Below are 15709 nucleotides of genomic sequence, written 5' to 3'. Positions count from 1 at the left end.
ACAATTATTCACAAAAACAACGTAATTTTTTATGAAAAAAGCAAGTGAGTGGACGCGCAGCATCATGCGGGTAGGTATGGCAGTGCTACTGGCAGGATGTATAGGTGCTTGTACGGATAATACTTCGCCCCGGCCAGCCAGCCAGACTGTGGTAGATGTACTATCGGGGAATAGCGATTTTTCTATTTTAAAAGACGCTGTTGAATACGCGGGATTGACGAGGGATCTTCGCCTGAACACAGTGACCGTGTTTGCTCCTACGAACGCGGCCTTCCAGGCATCAGGATTTGCCGATGCGGCGGCGGTAAAAGCACTGCCCGCCAGTACTGTAAAATCACTACTGCAGTATCACATGATTGGGTTTAATGTTCCTTCCTCGCAACTAGTCGTGGGTAAAAACGAAGCGGTGACTACTCTGCAAGGAGGCAACGTGTATGTTACTAAACTGGATGCCAATTCGGGAGTGTCGGTCAACAATGCCCGGGTAACCAAAGCCGATATGCAGGCCCAAAACGGCTTGATCCATGTGATTGATCGGGTGCTGATGGTACCCACCCAGAACCTGCTGGAGATCGCCCAGGCCGATCCGAACCTGACGTACCTGGTGGCTGCCGCTACCCGTGCCGCAGCGAGCAACCCGGCTGTAGTCAGTGCGCTCACCTCGACGAAAAACGTTTATACTGTTTTTGCGCCGACCAATGAAGCATTCATCGCTGCTGGTTTTCCGACCCTTGCTTCCATCCAGTCAGCCCCAGCGGCAACGCTTGCGGGTATCGTCCTCAACCATGTCATTGCTGACCGTGCTTTCAGCCCTACGCTGGTCAAAGGAGAGGCCAATACGGCGTCGGGTGGGAAACTGGCCGTGGATGTCAGTAATGGTGTGACGGTCACCAGTAAAGGAAATGCGCAGGCTTCCAAAGTGGTTAAAGCCGATATTCTGGCTACCAACGGAGTCATACACATCATCGACCGCGTTTTGCTCCCCTGAGAAGAAAGTGGTTAATGAATGAAGTTATCGGAGGCAGGGGCGATGAAAATTCACCTTCCCTGCCTCCGATTAGTGTATTGCATGATATAGCCAAACTACATTCTGCTACCTTTGGTACTGGATTTCAAAACCAGTGCTATGCGTTTCTCCTACCTCTGTCGCGCCCTGCTGTTGAGCATTGCCCTGCTCTCGGGTGCTCACTCGGCTTCTTCCCAAATCCGGCAAAAGAAAGCCCTCTTTGTAATCGTAGATGGTATTTCCAGCGATGTGATCGAGAAAATCGATACGCCCAATCTGGACGTCATCGCCGCAGTGGGCGGGTACACCCGCGCCCATGTTGGGGGCGACAAGGGTACCTACTCGCAGACGCCCACGATTTCGGCGGTGGGGTACAACAGTCTGCTGACGGGTACCTGGTTCAATAAGCACAACGTACCCGACAATGCCATCAAGGACCCCAACTACCACTACTGGACCATCTTCCGGTTTCTGCATGAGCAGTACCCCCATAAGAAAACCGCCGTGTTTTCGACCTGGCTCGACAACCGCACCAAGCTAGTCGGCGACGGCTTACCTCAAACCGGCCATCTGCGCATTACCTACCCATTCGATGGGTTTGAGCTGGATACGATCCATTTTCCCCACGACCAGGAGAAGCACTACATCCGCACGATTGATGAGGAGGTGACCAACGAAGCCGCCGCCTATGTCCAGTCCGACGGTCCGGATTTGAGCTGGGTGTACCTGGAATTTACGGATGACATGGGTCACCGCTACGGCGACAGCGAGCAATTCCACGAGGCCATCCGGCTCATGGACGATCAGATGGGGCGTCTGTGGAAAGCCATTCAGTTCCGGGAGAAAAACTTTGCCGAGGATTGGCTGTTCATCATCACCACCGACCACGGTCGCGACGCCAAAACCGGCAAAGGGCACGGCGGGCAATCGGACCGGGAGCGCAGTACCTGGATGGTCACCAACGCCAAAAACCGCAACGTGCAGTTTACCTCTACACCAGACATATCCACGCCGGGAATCGTAGACATCATGCCCACGCTGGCCCGGCATCTGGATATTACCCTGCCCAAAGAACAAGCCTTCGAGATTGACGGGGTACCCCTGACCGGCCCCCTTTCGGCGCAGCAACTTTCTGCCACCAAAAGCGACAACCACATCAACCTGACCTGGAAATCAGTAGCCAAAGCCGGAAAAGCCAAGATCTGGCTCACTACGACCAATCAATTCAAGGAGGGCGGCCGGGATCGCTATCTGCTGATGGCTGAAGTACCCCTCACCGACGAAAAAGCCCGGCTCGATGTCTCGAAAGTACCCTCGAAGTTTTATAAGATTGTGCTGGAAGGGCCGGATAATGCGTTGAATACCTGGGTGGTGGAGTAAGGGGTACCTTTACACACGACGCTAACCGATTACCCCGCAGGCGATTTAAGGTAGCTTGTGGTAGGTATTCCTCGGTTAGCGTATTTTTTTTAATTGAGCTGTGTAGGTAACTTAGCAAGAATAACTTGGCTCAGGGATTTAGCGCATATTTTCTTACTTATCCAACTTTCAAAAGTTTACGATTTCAAATGCCCAAATTCAATTACCCCGTCAGCAATCCGTTTGAGGCCAGAGCCGTGACCGAGCCTACATTCGAGGAGAATATCTTCGAGAGTGACCTTTATGTGGACCTCGACGAGATACGCGGTAAGGAATATTTGCGCGACATCAAGTTCGACTTGGGAATCAGTTCAGACGGAACATTAACTACCACCCACGAATACGTAAAACTCATTTTTTCCGGTCACATTGGTTCGGGTAAGACCGTCGAATTGACACGCCTCCACCATCAGTTGAATAAGCCAAAGGAGTACTTTTCTATTTTCATTAGTATTGAAGAAGAGCTCGAAATTTCACGATTTGAAGCCGAGGATTTTTATGTACTGCTTATATCAAAACTGTTGCAAAGACTGGACGAAGAAGGAGTTACCCGCAAGTCCAAGTCTCTCGAAGAGTTGTCTAGCCTATTTCTAAGTGATGAGGAAATAAAAAAGGAAATCAGCGAGACTTATAAAGATGAATTGGAGGGTAAAGTAGGATTGGAACTTAACTTTCTCAGTATCTTCAAAGTGGGTGGGTTGCTGAAAAACATTTTGGGTAGTGAAACTAAAACGTCCCGAACGATCCGGCAAACTACCCGCAAGAACTTACTCCGACTGATTCAGCTCTTCAACGATTACCTGTCGGATATTCGGGAAGATGTCATTAAAAAGGGTTTGGGCCAGGATATTTTGTTTGTGGTAGATGGTTCCGAGAAAATCACATTCGACAAGTACGAAACGTTATTTGTAAAAGATGCCAGCGTGTTGATCAGTCTGAATGTCAATATGATCATGAGTGTGCGCATCGATGCTTTTTATCAGATCGAGAAGTCGCCGATCAAGTTCACGAGCCAGTACATTGTGCCCATGATCAAGACGGAGGAGCCGAAAGCAAAGGAAGCCTTATGCGACATCATTACCAAACGTATCGACTTCGCTACGTTTTTTGAGAACTGGGAAGCGTTGAATGCCTGCATTCATTATTCGGGCGGCTGCATTCGGCAATTGTTTCGGGTAGTGAACGCTGCTATCCGAAAAACCCGGGGTGAGCGGAAAATTACGACCGAGGTAGTTGAAAATGTGGTAAAGGAGATTGGTAACACGATGCGGGAGAGCATTGACAAAACCTACATTGATGTACTGAAAAGCAACGATTACGAACCTGCCGACGCCAAAGTAAAGGAAATGTTGTATGGTCTGTTGCTTTTGAAATACAATGGTATCCGTTCGATCAGGATCAATCCGATTTTAGAAAAATTCATGCGAGATGGCGGAGAACTTTGAGCAAAATAAAGCCCACAACGCCGAACTGCTGGAAGAAGCGCAGTTTGTGCTACAGCAACGCACCGAGCCGAACATCGTCCTGATGAGCGCGAGCGACTATAGACTGCAACGGAAAATGGTGGAACGACTCAAAGCAAAACTACCCGAATACCAGTTTTACGATATCGACTTAACGCCCTTCAAAGTAGTATCGCTTCATAAAGCTCTGCAAGAACATCTTCCCGCCAAAGTTCTCTATTCTCCCCCCATTACCTTTTGCGTCAACGTTTTCGGTTTGGAAAACAGCCGCCTGGCTTCTGAGGATGGGAAAATCATTGATTCGGGCATGATTGCTCAGTTAAACTACGAACGGGAAGTTGTTTTCCGAAAGCCCAACTACCTCACAATTCTGTGGGGCGATCATGATTTCTTCGTGCAGCTGCAGCGACAGGCTCCCGATTTTTGGAGTTGGGTGACGTATTATTTTGAGTTTAAGCAGGAGGAGGTTTACGAGGAGGTAATTTTTGAAAAAGAATCTGTTCCCGAGTTTTCTGCCAGACTACCCGAACGTGAAGAATACATTAGAAGTTTGGAAGCGAAATTAGAAAGCTTGCCATTGAAAGATTCTGATAAGTCGCGTACAACGCAGGAACGAATAAATTTATATAGCCTTCTAGCAGAGGAGTATGCAAAGTATTTTGATTTTGAAAATTCTTGCAGATACTATGATAAGGCTATTGGATTATTGGAGCAAATAGAAGAAAAGGAAAATATTTTAACTAAATTAATATATGATTATGGCACCTTAAATTTAAAATTCAAAAAGTTTGATAGGGCTATTGTTCTATACAAGAGAGTTTTGAATAATATTATAGAGCAAAAGGATTTAATAAATATAGGCAATACATACCATCAAATTGGATCAGTCTATGAAATGCAAGGTGATTGGGTAAATGCCTTAATGAATTATAGCAAAGCACTTGATTGGAATGAAAAAACATTTCAATTAGAATTTATTGGTGGAACCTTTCATCAAATTGGAATGGTATTTCATCAAAAGCAAGATTGGAATCAAGCACTGGAAAGTTATCTTAAAGCAATTTACTGGAATCAGGTATCAAAACAATACTTTCAGTTAGGCGGTAGCTATCATCAAATTGGGAGATTATACGAAAGTCAAAATATTTGGGATTTGGCATTGACAAACTTTAATGAGGCTTTGAAATGGAAAATTGAGACAAATCAAGATCATGAAATAGGAAGTACATACCATCATATTGGAAGAGTTTATGAAAGCTTGAAAGACCATGACATAGCTTTAAAACATTATCAAAATGCTCTGAAATGGAAGCAAGACACAGGGCAAATTAATGAGTTGGGAAGTACTTATCACCATATTGGAATAAATTATGAAAAAAAGAAAGAATGGGTTCTGGCAATAAAAAATTTTGAATCTGCTTTGAATTGCTACATAGCTTCAAAGCAATACGATCAGATGGCTGGGACTTATTATCATATAGGAAGAGTAAAGGAAGAGCAAAATCAATTCAATGAAGCCTTGCGAATGTTTGTTAGGGCAATTCACATAATTCCTGATAATTCGAAACAAAAATATGAAATGTTAAAAGAAGCTATTCAGCAAGTAAAAATCAAAATCTCAGAGGGTCAGTCCACTAATGTACATTCTTAATTTTTCTCATATCATTTGCAGAATGATCCATCATATAAGCAGCTTTTTATGAAAAAATTCTTACTATCTATTCTTCTTCTGATAATTATATCAGCAACACCAAAACTCCACGCCCAAACTACCCCCACCTGGCTGCGCTATCCCAGTATTTCGCCCGACGGCAGCACCATTGTCTTTACCTACAAAGGCGACTTGTGGAAGGTACCTGCTGCGGGTGGCAACGCCACGCCGCTCACGCTGCACGAGGCGCAGGATTTCATGCCGGTGTGGTCACGCGATGGGAAGAACATTGCCTTTGCGTCGGATCGTTATGGGAATTTCGATGTGTTCGTGATGCCCGCCACGGGCGGCGAGCCGAAGCGGTTGACGTTCCACTCGGCGGATGAGTTTCCCTATGATTTTTCACCTGATGGTAAAACCATCGTGTTTGGCTCAGCGCGGCAGGATTTGGCGGCCAATCGTCAGTTTCCCACGGGCTCGCAGCCGGAATTGTATAAGGTACTTACCCAGGGCGGCCGGGTGGACCAGGTGTTCAGTACACCAGCCGAGGACGTAAAGTACAGCAAGGATGGCAGTAAGCTGGTGTATCACGACAAAAAAGGCGGCGAGAACGCCTGGCGCAAGCACCATACTTCGTCCATCGCGCGGGATGTGTGGGTATACGATACCAAATCGGGCAAACACACCAAGCTCACGACTTTTGCCGGGGAAGACCGCAACCCAATTCTGAGCGACGACGGCAAGACCGTTACGTTCCTCAGCGAGCGGCAAGGTTCGTTCAACGTACACCGCTTTTCGATGGACAATCCCGCGACCGTCGAAACGCTGACTTCCTTCAAAAAGCATCCCGTCCGTTTCCTGAGCCGTGCCAACGAGGGTACTTTGTGTTTCAGCTACGACGGTGAGCTGTATACCCTGAAACCCGACGCCAAGCCGCAGAAAGTCAATGTCCAAATCGCCTCCGACGCCCGCAGTAACAACGAAAAGGTAATGACGGTGAGCGGCAACGCGCGCGGTATGGCGGTGTCGCCCAACGGCAAGGAAGTGGCCTTCATCTATCGGGGTGAGGTATTCGTCACGGCGGTGGAAGGCGGTATGACCAAGCGCATTACTCACACGCCCGAGCAGGAGCAGGAAGTGAGCTTTTCACCCGATGGTAAGGCGCTCATCTACGCCTCCGAGCGCGGCAATAGTTGGAACATCTACGAATCCCGCATCAGCCGCAAGGAAGAACCCTATTTCTACGCTTCCACGGTGCTGAAAGAGACGCCGATTATTGAAAATAAGCAGGAAAACTACCAGCCTGTGTACTCGCCCGATGGCAAGGAAATCGCCTACATCGAAGACCGTATGACGCTGAAAGTATATAATCTGGACAGCAAGAAATCCCGCACCCTGCTCACCAACCAGGAATTGTTTTCGATGCGCGACAACGACCAGTACTTCCAATGGAGCCCCGATGGCAAATGGATCGCTTTCGATTACAGCGTTCCCGGCATCGCCAGCGGCGAAATCGGCCTGATTGCTACCGATGGCAAGGGGAAAGTCGTGAACCTGACCGAAAATGGTTTTCAGGACTACCGCGCCAAATGGGTGCAGGGCGGCAAAGAAATCCTATGGTTCAGTACCCGCGACGGCCTACGCAGTCAGGCGCAGAGCGGCGGCGCGCAATCGGACGTGTACGCCATGTTCTTAACCCAGAAGGCATTTGACGATTTCAATATGAGCAAGGAAGAGGCGGCTTTGGCCAAGGATATCGAGAAAGCGGCCAAGGGCGATTCGACGAAAAAAGATTCCACAAAAAAGAAAGAAGTACCTAAGGACTCGACCGTGACGATTGACTGGGACGGACTGGACAGGCGTAAAGCCAAACTGACGATCCACTCATCGAGCCTGGCCGACGCACTGCTGAGTAAAGACGGTGAAACGCTGTACTACCTCGCCAAATTCGAAAAAGGCTACAACCTGTGGAGTACCAATCTGCGCACCAAGGAAACCAAGCAGGTACTGGTAATGAATTCGGGCAGTGGCTCGATGGATTGGGACAAGGAGCAGAAGAATATTTTCCTGAACGCCGATGGCAAAATCCTGAAAATAGATCCTGAGAAAGCCAAACAGGAAACCATCAAGATCAACGGCGAAATGATGGTGGATCTGGCCGCTGAGCGGCAGTTCATGTTCGACCACGTGTGGCGGCGCACCAAAAGTACTTTTTACACGGCCAGTATGCACGGCGTGGACTGGGACAGCTATCGCCCCGATTATGAAAAGTACCTGCCGCACATCGGCACCAATTTCGAGTTTGCCGAAATGCTCAGCGAACTTTTGGGCGAACTTAATGTCTCGCACAGCGGTGCGCGGTATAGTACTTCCAATCCCACCGACGACGCTACGGCGGCGTTGGGGGCTTTTTACGATTATGATTACAACGGCAACGGCGTCCGGGTGACGGAGGTCGTCAAGGGCGGACCGCTGGACAAGGCCGGTTTCGACGTGCAGCCGGGTACGATCATCGAAGCGATCAACGGCGAGACCATCGCGCCCGACCGCGATCTGGCGCAGTACCTCAACCGCAAGGCCGACCAGAATACGCTGCTCACCTTGGTGGAAAATGGCAAACGCCGCGACATCGTGGTGAAGCCCATCAAGCCGTCAGAAGAAAGCCGCCTGCTGTATACCCGCTGGGTGAAGCGCAATCAGGAGGAAGTCGAAAAGCTGAGCAAAGGTACTTTGGGCTACGTACACATCCCGGGCATGAACGACGGCGCCTACCGAACTACCTACGAGGAAATTATGGGCAAGTACGCGGGTAAAAAGGGCATCGTGATCGACACCCGTTTCAACGGCGGCGGCGACCTGGTGGCTGATCTGGCGATGTTCCTGAGCGGCAAGAAGTTCATGGACTACACTACCGATAACCGCTCCAATGGCTATGAGCCTAATTTCCGCTGGACCAAGCCGAGCGTGTCGCTGGCCAACGAAGCCAACTACTCCGACGGCCACTGCTATGCCTTTATGGTGCAGGATCAGAAGATCAACAAGCTCATCGGGCAGCCCGTGCCAGGTACCTGTACCTTCGCGGGTTGGGAAAGTTTGCAGGACAACTCCATTCGCTGGGGGGTACCGCCGCTGGGCGTGAAAGCCATGACCGGACAGTACCTCGAAAACGCCCAAACCGAACCCGACGTGAAAGTCTGGAATGCCTACGAAGAAGTAGCCAAAGGCAAAGACGCGCAGTTGGAAAAGGCGGTGGAGGTACTTATGGCGGAGGTGAAGTAGAATACAGATGATCACAACAATGATCTCAGTACGTCAGAATATGAAAATTGAAAACTATAGATTCCCGTTCGAAATTTTTGTAGGAAATGATGAAGGTGATTTTAAACCGAAATACGAAAACATTGATAATTTGAAAGAGGGAGATATCATTTCAGTATATTTTTACGAAATAGAAAATACTAAAAAAGAAGGACTTAATAGATTTGTTCAATTTATTGATAAAGATAATATCTCTTTTTTTGAGAGGAGTAATTCAACCAGAACTGTTGCATATATTATAATTTCTCTTTCTATAATACTATTATTTTTTGGGTTATTGATGTGGAAACTTGGCAAAATTGGATGGTAAACAGTAATGGTGTTATAAATTCTACAGACTGAGTAGTATGAAGATAAAAACTACCACAAATTCGAAATCATCATCTATTGGAGCAAAGAGGACGAGTCCTACATAGCCGAAGCACTGGAGTTAGCTGGCTGCATGTCCGAAGCAGCAGCATATAAGGCAGAAGTCTCTAATTTTCAAGTAGTTATTGTTGAATGAATTAAAAGTGCCGAACAGCTTGGTCGGCCAATTCTCCAACCCAAAGGGAAGTTGATGTATGCCTGAAAAGCGAGGACAATGAAAAACCCTAAAAACTGGAAAGGTCTACTTTATGGCATTGCGTACGGATTGTTATCCCGCCTCGTATTTGGACTGGAAGGGGATTATCTGCAAAGTTACCTTTATGCCGGGGAGCTGATGACCTTTTCTTTTTTGTTTTTAGTGCCTTTCGTAATTGGGTTGATCGTCGCTTATTACCATGATACAGTCACGCGATCAGGAAAAATCCTTGGTATTATCATGTCTCTGTTTTCCATCCTTGGCTTCGTCGGCATATCGGTCATTGTGGGCTGGGAAGGTTTCATCTGTGCACTCATGGCTTTGCCTATTTTCGCTATCATGGCCTCTCTGGGTGGTTTTATTGGAATTAATCTATTTAAAAGGAACCGCAGCAAAGTACTCGTCTCTGCCTTGTTGGTACTTCCCTTACTGGTCGCGCCCATTGAAAGTCAATTCAAACTCAGCGAAAAAATATTTTCAGAAAATACGTCCATTGTTATCAACGCTACGGATGAGGTAGTTTGGCAAAACCTTACCCGCGTCAGGCCGATTACGGAGAGTGAAAACAAGCGGTCACTCTTTCAATTCATGGGTTTTCCGCGCCCCTTGGAAGCAGAACTCGACACCGTAGCGGTAGGGGGTGTCAGAAAAGCCATTTTCGACCGGGGTTTGTTTTTTACGGAAACAGTGACCCAAATGCTGCCTTTGCAGGTACTTGCGTTCAGCATCGAAGCTGATCCCGAGTCAATTCCTCCCGCCGCGCTCGACGAACACGTGATGGTAGGTGGCAAGTACTTCGATGTGCTGGAAGGCAAATACGAAATTGAAAAACTGAACAATGGGAAAATCCTCCTGCACCTCAGCTCTCAGTTTCGGCTATCCACGAGATTTAACTTTTACAGTGGTTTTTGGAGTAAGCTAATCATGCGGGATATTCAGGAAAATATCCTGGAAATCATTAAGGAGAGATGCGAACAGACGTAGCTCTTTTCATTACTCTGAAAGTACTTAAACCTGCTTTATTTTTCACTGCTGCCATCCCACCGGCTTTTGCGCGGTCTGTTTTTCATTTTCCACGCAGACCGCTGTGTAGGGGCGCGACGAGGTGGTTTTGGTATCCACGATTTGTATGTAAGAAAATCCGGGGGGCGGGGGTTCAGGAATGGGTTCGCGTCCCATTAACGCCATGAACAAGCCTGGTGGTACACCGATGGCGTCCGAGCGGTCGAGCCAGTAACGGGCGGTGGCTACGGACGATGCGGTGAAGAAACCGATCGTAATCTCTCGCGGGTCCGCTGCATTTTTAACATTACCAACCGAAGCAGTGGGTGGGGGATCGGCTACCCCTCCATTATTCTGCGTCTGATCCTGTAAATCTTTAAAGAAACGATACGCTGCCGGGGTGAGTCCCAATTGCCTGATTTCTACCAGTGCCGGAGCGCGTTGATAAAAGGGAATCTGGGCGACTTTCCGGTGCGTGATCGCACCACCATTGGTATAGCTGTCGGCAAAAAGGTTTAGCTCGCTGCTCCACAGAATGGCCCAGCATTGGGTGCGGCATTCATAATCATAGACCCAGTAAGGCGTAGGAAGGCCATTGCGGGGCCTGGGAGGATAAAAACAGCTTTCGAACAAATTGTCCCCGGTCTCATAGTGAGCCCCTCCGTATTCATCATACGTAGTAACGACATTGTAAATCGAGTAAGCACCCTGTTCGCAGGTACGGCACCAACGTCGGCTTTCCCACAGCCGCCAGTCCCAGCGGTAATAATTGGACTGGTCGGCCGGGTCCTGCGTGTCCAGAAAAAAATCGTGTCCGGCGGTGTGGCCCTGTACCAATAATGGCGATATACTTTTTGGGTTGAACTCAGCCGTAACTTTCCCGATGGGCGGCACGGCCGGCATTATCTGTTGAGAAGATTCGTAGCGGGTACCGTCGCTCAACGTAAAGCGCAATTGGTAAGCATGCCCCACTTTTCCCCGAAAATCAGCGGGCAACCGGTAGGTACCTGCTACGGTTTCGAAGGCTTCCACCACTTCAGCAGAATCCACCAGTACCTCAACTTTGGCTCCGGAAATGGTCAGAAAACCAGGACGGCCTGTCAGCGGATCACTCTTTGACCGGCTTAGGCGGATTATTTGCGGTTCAGCCAAATCGGTAAGGGTACCTTCTACCACTACCACATCCACGGTACCCGGATAGTCGAGCTCAATGGCATCGACACAGCCCGTTAATTCCCACAGGAGAAGTAGTACATAGAAGAAAGCATTTCGTATCAGAATCCGCATAATGCGAGGCTGGCTGAATGAATTGGTAAATTCTTAATTTAATCTAATAAAATAGGATTTTAAGATATAAATTATTTTTTTACAAACCTTGCGTAGTGGGCGATGGGCTGAGGACTGCGTAGGCTCAATCGTTCTATTTCTGACCAGCCGTCTTGCCTTTAAAACCTCGTTTATGATTCGGTTTTACCTGATTGTCTTCACCGCGTTGACTTTGACGCTAGGTACCCGCGCGCAGCAGTTACCTAGGTTGTCGGGTACTGTCAGCGATTCGGCGACGGGCAAGCCACTAACCGGGGCGACGGTCGTTGTGGATTACGGCAAAAACAGCACAGGCGTCGCCACCGGAAGCGACGGTAGCTACGCCGTCACGGTTCCACGCGGGCCACGGACGGTGGTAGTGCGGTATGTGGGGTACGTACCTTTTCGAACCACACTTTTCGTTCAGAGGGATACGCAACTGGATGTGAAACTGGCTACCGTAGCCAGCCAGTTGGAGGAGGTGGTCATTATGTCCAAAGGGTATGACCCCAACGTCCGGAAGCCGCTGTTGGGCGTCAGTCAGATCAACATCGAAGCCATCAAACGCATGCCCGCCGCTTTGGGCGAGGTGGATATTCTGCGCAGCCTGCAAATGCTGCCTGGGGTAACGAGTGTCGGAGAGGCCGCCAACGGGGTCAATATCCGGGGAGGTACCACCGACCAAAACCTGATTCTGCTGGACGACACGCCTATTTTCAATCCTACCCACATGTTCGGACTGTTTTCGGTTTTCCCACCCGATGCGGTAAGCGGACTGGATTTGTACAAGGGAAACGTACCCGCCCGCTATGGGGGGCGGGCGGCTTCGGTGCTGGATATTACGCTGCGCAATCCCGACCTCGAAAAAGCCAAAGCCAGCGGTGGCATCAGCCTGGTAGCCAATCGGCTGACGCTCGAAACACCTATCGTGAAAGGAAAACTCGGTATATTCGTAGCAGGGCGCGGTGCGTTCAATGATTTCCTGATTCGGCTGGCCTCGCCCCGGCTCGAGGGCATCCGGGCCAAATTTGGGGATGGTACGGCTAAGCTTTTCTGGCGGGTCAATGATAGAAACACCGTGACGGCCATGGGCTACTACAGCTACGATCTCTTCCAGACCAATCTGCTGGGTAGCCTCTCTAACATCAACGCCACGGCTACGAAGTACCAGCACGAAACCACCAACGGCATGGTGCGCTGGTTCCACGCCTTTTCGCCCCGATTCAACCTGCAAACCACTGCGCTGGTGGCGCGATACATTCCCCGAATCCTATCCATTGAAGATAGTACGGCCAATCCGGTGGTACTGAAGCAATCGCTGCAACAACGGCAGGCCAAGACCAATCTGAACTATCAACTGGAAAAGCAGAAACTGGAGTTTGGTCTCAGCGCCACGCAGTACCTACTCAATCCGGGCGAGTTGCTTCCCAACAATAGCCCGGCCGTGCGCTACCTTTCTACCCCAAAAGAACAGGCTCTCGAACTGGCCGCGCACCTTGAAGACGAAATCAACTTATCGGAGCGACTGGCGGTGTCGGCGGGGCTGCGCTATTCCTACTTCCTGAACCTGGGACCGGCGGTAGTATACCGCTACGCCTCTGGCGAGGTGGTAGATGCTTCGACGATCGTGGATTCACTAACTTACGGTACGGGACAGCCCACCGCCCGCTATGGGGGCCTTGAGCCAAGGGTAGGTCTGCGGTATTCACTGGGTCAGGATGCTTCCATCAAGGTAGGGTACAACCTCATGCGGCAGTACCTGCAGGTGGTTTCCAACACCACTACGCCGCTACCGACTTCGCGCTGGAAAACCTCCGGTGCGCACATCAAGCCGCAGGTGAGCCAGTTGTGGTCGGTAGGGTACTATCAGAACTTCAAGGAAAGCATCCTGGAAATGTCGGCAGAAATTTACTACCGCCAAACAGCCAATATCCTCGACTATAAACCGGGAGCGAATTTTTTGCTCGAACCCTATCCCGAAACGAAGCTGCTGGCGGGCCGAAGCCGCGCGTACGGTCTGGAGACGATGCTTACCAAAAAGAAGGGCGAGTTGACGGGCTGGATCAACTACACCTACGCCCGAACCTTTAACCAGGTATTGACCGGGGCCGATTTTTTTCAGCAAATTAACGGGGGTACCTGGTACCGTGCCAACTACGATCGTCCGCACAGCATCAATGCCAGCCTGAACATTCAGCAGGGCAGGCACCATAGTTTTTCATTCAATTTCGTGTACAGTACCGGGCGACCCTACACCGCGCCGGAAGGTTTTATCCGCTATCAGGACCGTACCTACCCTTTCTACAACACCCGCAATCAGCGACGCCTGCCCGCCTACCACCGGCTCGATCTGGCCTGGAACATCTACAACCCCAGTCTGCGCGACCGCCGCTGGCAGGGCCACTGGACTTTCACGGTCTATAACCTGTATGGCCGCAAGAATGCCTACTCGATCTATTACCGCACCGAGGGAAAAGCGACTAATCCCTACCGCCTGGCCATTTTTGCCGCACCCATTCCGAGCCTGACCTACAATTTTGAGTTTAAATAGCTGGCTACGGATTGGCAGGAGTATGCTTTTTCCCGAAAAAGACCCCAATCACCATTCCTATCCAACTAGCCAGTAGACCATAAATCAAGGGTGGGTACTCCGTTTCTAATTCAATGCACGCCAGCCATACCACCAGGCCGACTACCATCGAAATCAGGCAGCCCAAGGCGTTAGCCCGCTGCCAGTAAACCCCCGCCGCCAGTGGTACGAACAGCGAAACCAGACTAAATGCGGACGATTCAGCGACCAGCTCGAAGATGCTCTCGCGGGTCGTAGCCATAAATATGCAGATGAGGGTAATGCCAAATATACTGAAGCGAATAATGCGTAGCAGTTGCTGGTCGGTGAGGTCGGGCTTGAAGAATTTGACGATATTCTCGCCCAAGACTGCTGCTGGGGCCATGATGGCGCTGCTGGTGGTACTGAGGATGGCGGATACCAAGGCTCCGAAAAACAGAATTTGCAGCAACAGGGGCGTGTGCATGAGTACCATATTGGGAATAATCATCTGGCTGTCTTGTTGTTCCAATTCCGGGTACAGCACGTGACCGCAGAGCGCAATGAAAAGCGGAATGAAAGCTACGCTCAGGTACATGAAAGAGGAGATCAACGTAGCCTGCACCGAAACGGTGGCGGACTTAGCCGACATGACCCGCTGAAAAACATCCTGCTGCGGAATGGAGCCCAGGCCAATCGTAATCCAGGCCGCGAAGTACTCCACCGAGGCCTTAAAGGTGAATTCGGGATAAAACCGAAAGAAACCATCCGGTAGTTTTTCAGTAATGGCTGTGAGCCCGCCCGTTTTTCGAAAAAGAATAATGGCTACGATGCTTAATCCAATGATAATAAGGAGCGTCTGGATGAAATCAGTAATAGAAATGGACCACATACCGCCCCAAATGGTATAAAGTACTACCACGAACGAACTCAACAGAATACACTCAGTCAATGACCAGCCCAGTACGATTTTCAGCACAATACCCATCGCCAGCAGTTGGGCCGCGATCCAGCTGAAATACGAAGGGATAATAAGGATGGCCGACAACAACTCGGCCCGGCGGCCGAAGCGAATCCTGAAATAATCGCAAAAGGTGATGATGTTCATCTGGTAGAAACGTCGCGCAAAAAACAGCCCGACCAGGAATAGGCACAGCGCCGCCCCGAAAGGGTCTTCAATGATTCCCAGAACGCCGTGTTCGATGAATTCGGTGGGAGCTCCCATGATGGTTTCGGAGCCAAACCAGGTCGCGAAAGTAGCCGACGCTGCCAATACAAGGGGCAGATTGCGGCCCGCCAACACAAAATCCTGTGTGGTGGTCACGCGGCGTGATGCCCACCAGCCGATGCCCAGGTTAAGAAGAAGGTACCCAATAATGGAAATGGCCAACATAGAATTCCGGTCCAGGCATAAAAAAGAGCCGCCAGGTAC

10 protein-coding genes are annotated in these 15709 nt (G+C 49.7%); 8 read left to right on the top strand and 2 right to left on the bottom strand.

What is annotated here, in order from left to right; genetic code table 11:
- Window positions 1-31 precede the first annotated feature (31 nt).
- The 7 genes from GBK04_RS11670 to GBK04_RS11635 all read left to right on the top strand — a co-directional run bounded on the left by GBK04_RS11670 (window position 32) and on the right by GBK04_RS11635 (window position 10406).
- Complete coding sequence (locus tag GBK04_RS11670) at window positions 32-988, top strand: fasciclin domain-containing protein (protein ID WP_152759852.1); 957 nt, start codon at window positions 32-34, stop codon at window positions 986-988.
- Between the two features lie 138 nt (window positions 989-1126).
- Window positions 1127-2386: an alkaline phosphatase family protein gene (locus GBK04_RS11665; protein ID WP_152759850.1), complete on the top strand. Its 1260-nt coding sequence runs from the start codon at window positions 1127-1129 to the stop codon at window positions 2384-2386.
- A gap of 188 nt (window positions 2387-2574) precedes the next feature.
- Window positions 2575-3870, top strand: coding sequence for a hypothetical protein (locus GBK04_RS11660; protein ID WP_152759848.1), 1296 nt, complete (start codon window positions 2575-2577; stop codon window positions 3868-3870).
- Window positions 3854-5539: a tetratricopeptide repeat protein gene (locus tag GBK04_RS11655; protein ID WP_152759846.1), complete on the top strand. Its 1686-nt coding sequence runs from the start codon at window positions 3854-3856 to the stop codon at window positions 5537-5539. The genes GBK04_RS11660 and GBK04_RS11655 overlap by 17 nt, the downstream gene beginning before the upstream one ends.
- A gap of 48 nt (window positions 5540-5587) precedes the next feature.
- Window positions 5588-8818, top strand: a complete 3231-nt coding sequence (locus GBK04_RS11650; RefSeq protein ID WP_152759844.1) for a S41 family peptidase — start codon at window positions 5588-5590, stop codon at window positions 8816-8818.
- Window positions 8819-8858: 40 nt separating this feature from the next.
- Window positions 8859-9167: a hypothetical protein gene (locus GBK04_RS11645; protein WP_152759842.1), complete on the top strand. Its 309-nt coding sequence runs from the start codon at window positions 8859-8861 to the stop codon at window positions 9165-9167.
- Between the two features lie 495 nt (window positions 9168-9662).
- A complete protein-coding gene (locus GBK04_RS11635; RefSeq protein WP_373330908.1) occupies window positions 9663-10406 on the top strand; it encodes a hypothetical protein in 744 nt (247 codons plus the stop codon).
- 42 nt (window positions 10407-10448) lie between these two features.
- On the opposite strand, the gene GBK04_RS11630 is transcribed toward GBK04_RS11635, so the two are convergent.
- Window positions 10449-11711 carry a DUF4249 domain-containing protein gene (locus GBK04_RS11630; protein ID WP_152759838.1) on the bottom strand — a complete coding sequence of 421 codons (1263 nt, stop codon included), beginning with the start codon at window positions 11709-11711 and terminating at the stop codon, window positions 10449-10451.
- A 172-nt stretch (window positions 11712-11883) separates the two neighbouring features.
- Between GBK04_RS11630 and GBK04_RS11625 the strand changes: the two genes are divergently transcribed.
- The gene (locus GBK04_RS11625; protein ID WP_152759836.1) at window positions 11884-14280 is read left to right on the top strand and encodes a TonB-dependent receptor; all 2397 of its coding nucleotides are present in this window, start codon (window positions 11884-11886) and stop codon (window positions 14278-14280) included.
- Window positions 14281-14284: 4 nt separating this feature from the next.
- Here GBK04_RS11625 and GBK04_RS11620 read toward each other — a convergent pair whose 3' ends face one another.
- On the bottom strand, window positions 14285-15670 hold the full coding sequence (locus GBK04_RS11620) for a high affinity choline transporter 1 (RefSeq protein ID WP_152759834.1): 1386 nt from the start codon (window positions 15668-15670) through the stop codon (window positions 14285-14287).
- Between the last annotated feature and the right edge of the window lie 39 nt (window positions 15671-15709).

Source organism: Salmonirosea aquatica (genome assembly GCF_009296315.1).
GTDB classification, from domain to species: domain Bacteria; phylum Bacteroidota; class Bacteroidia; order Cytophagales; family Spirosomataceae; genus Salmonirosea; species Salmonirosea aquatica.
This window is presented reverse-complemented; position numbering and strand designations above follow the sequence as displayed.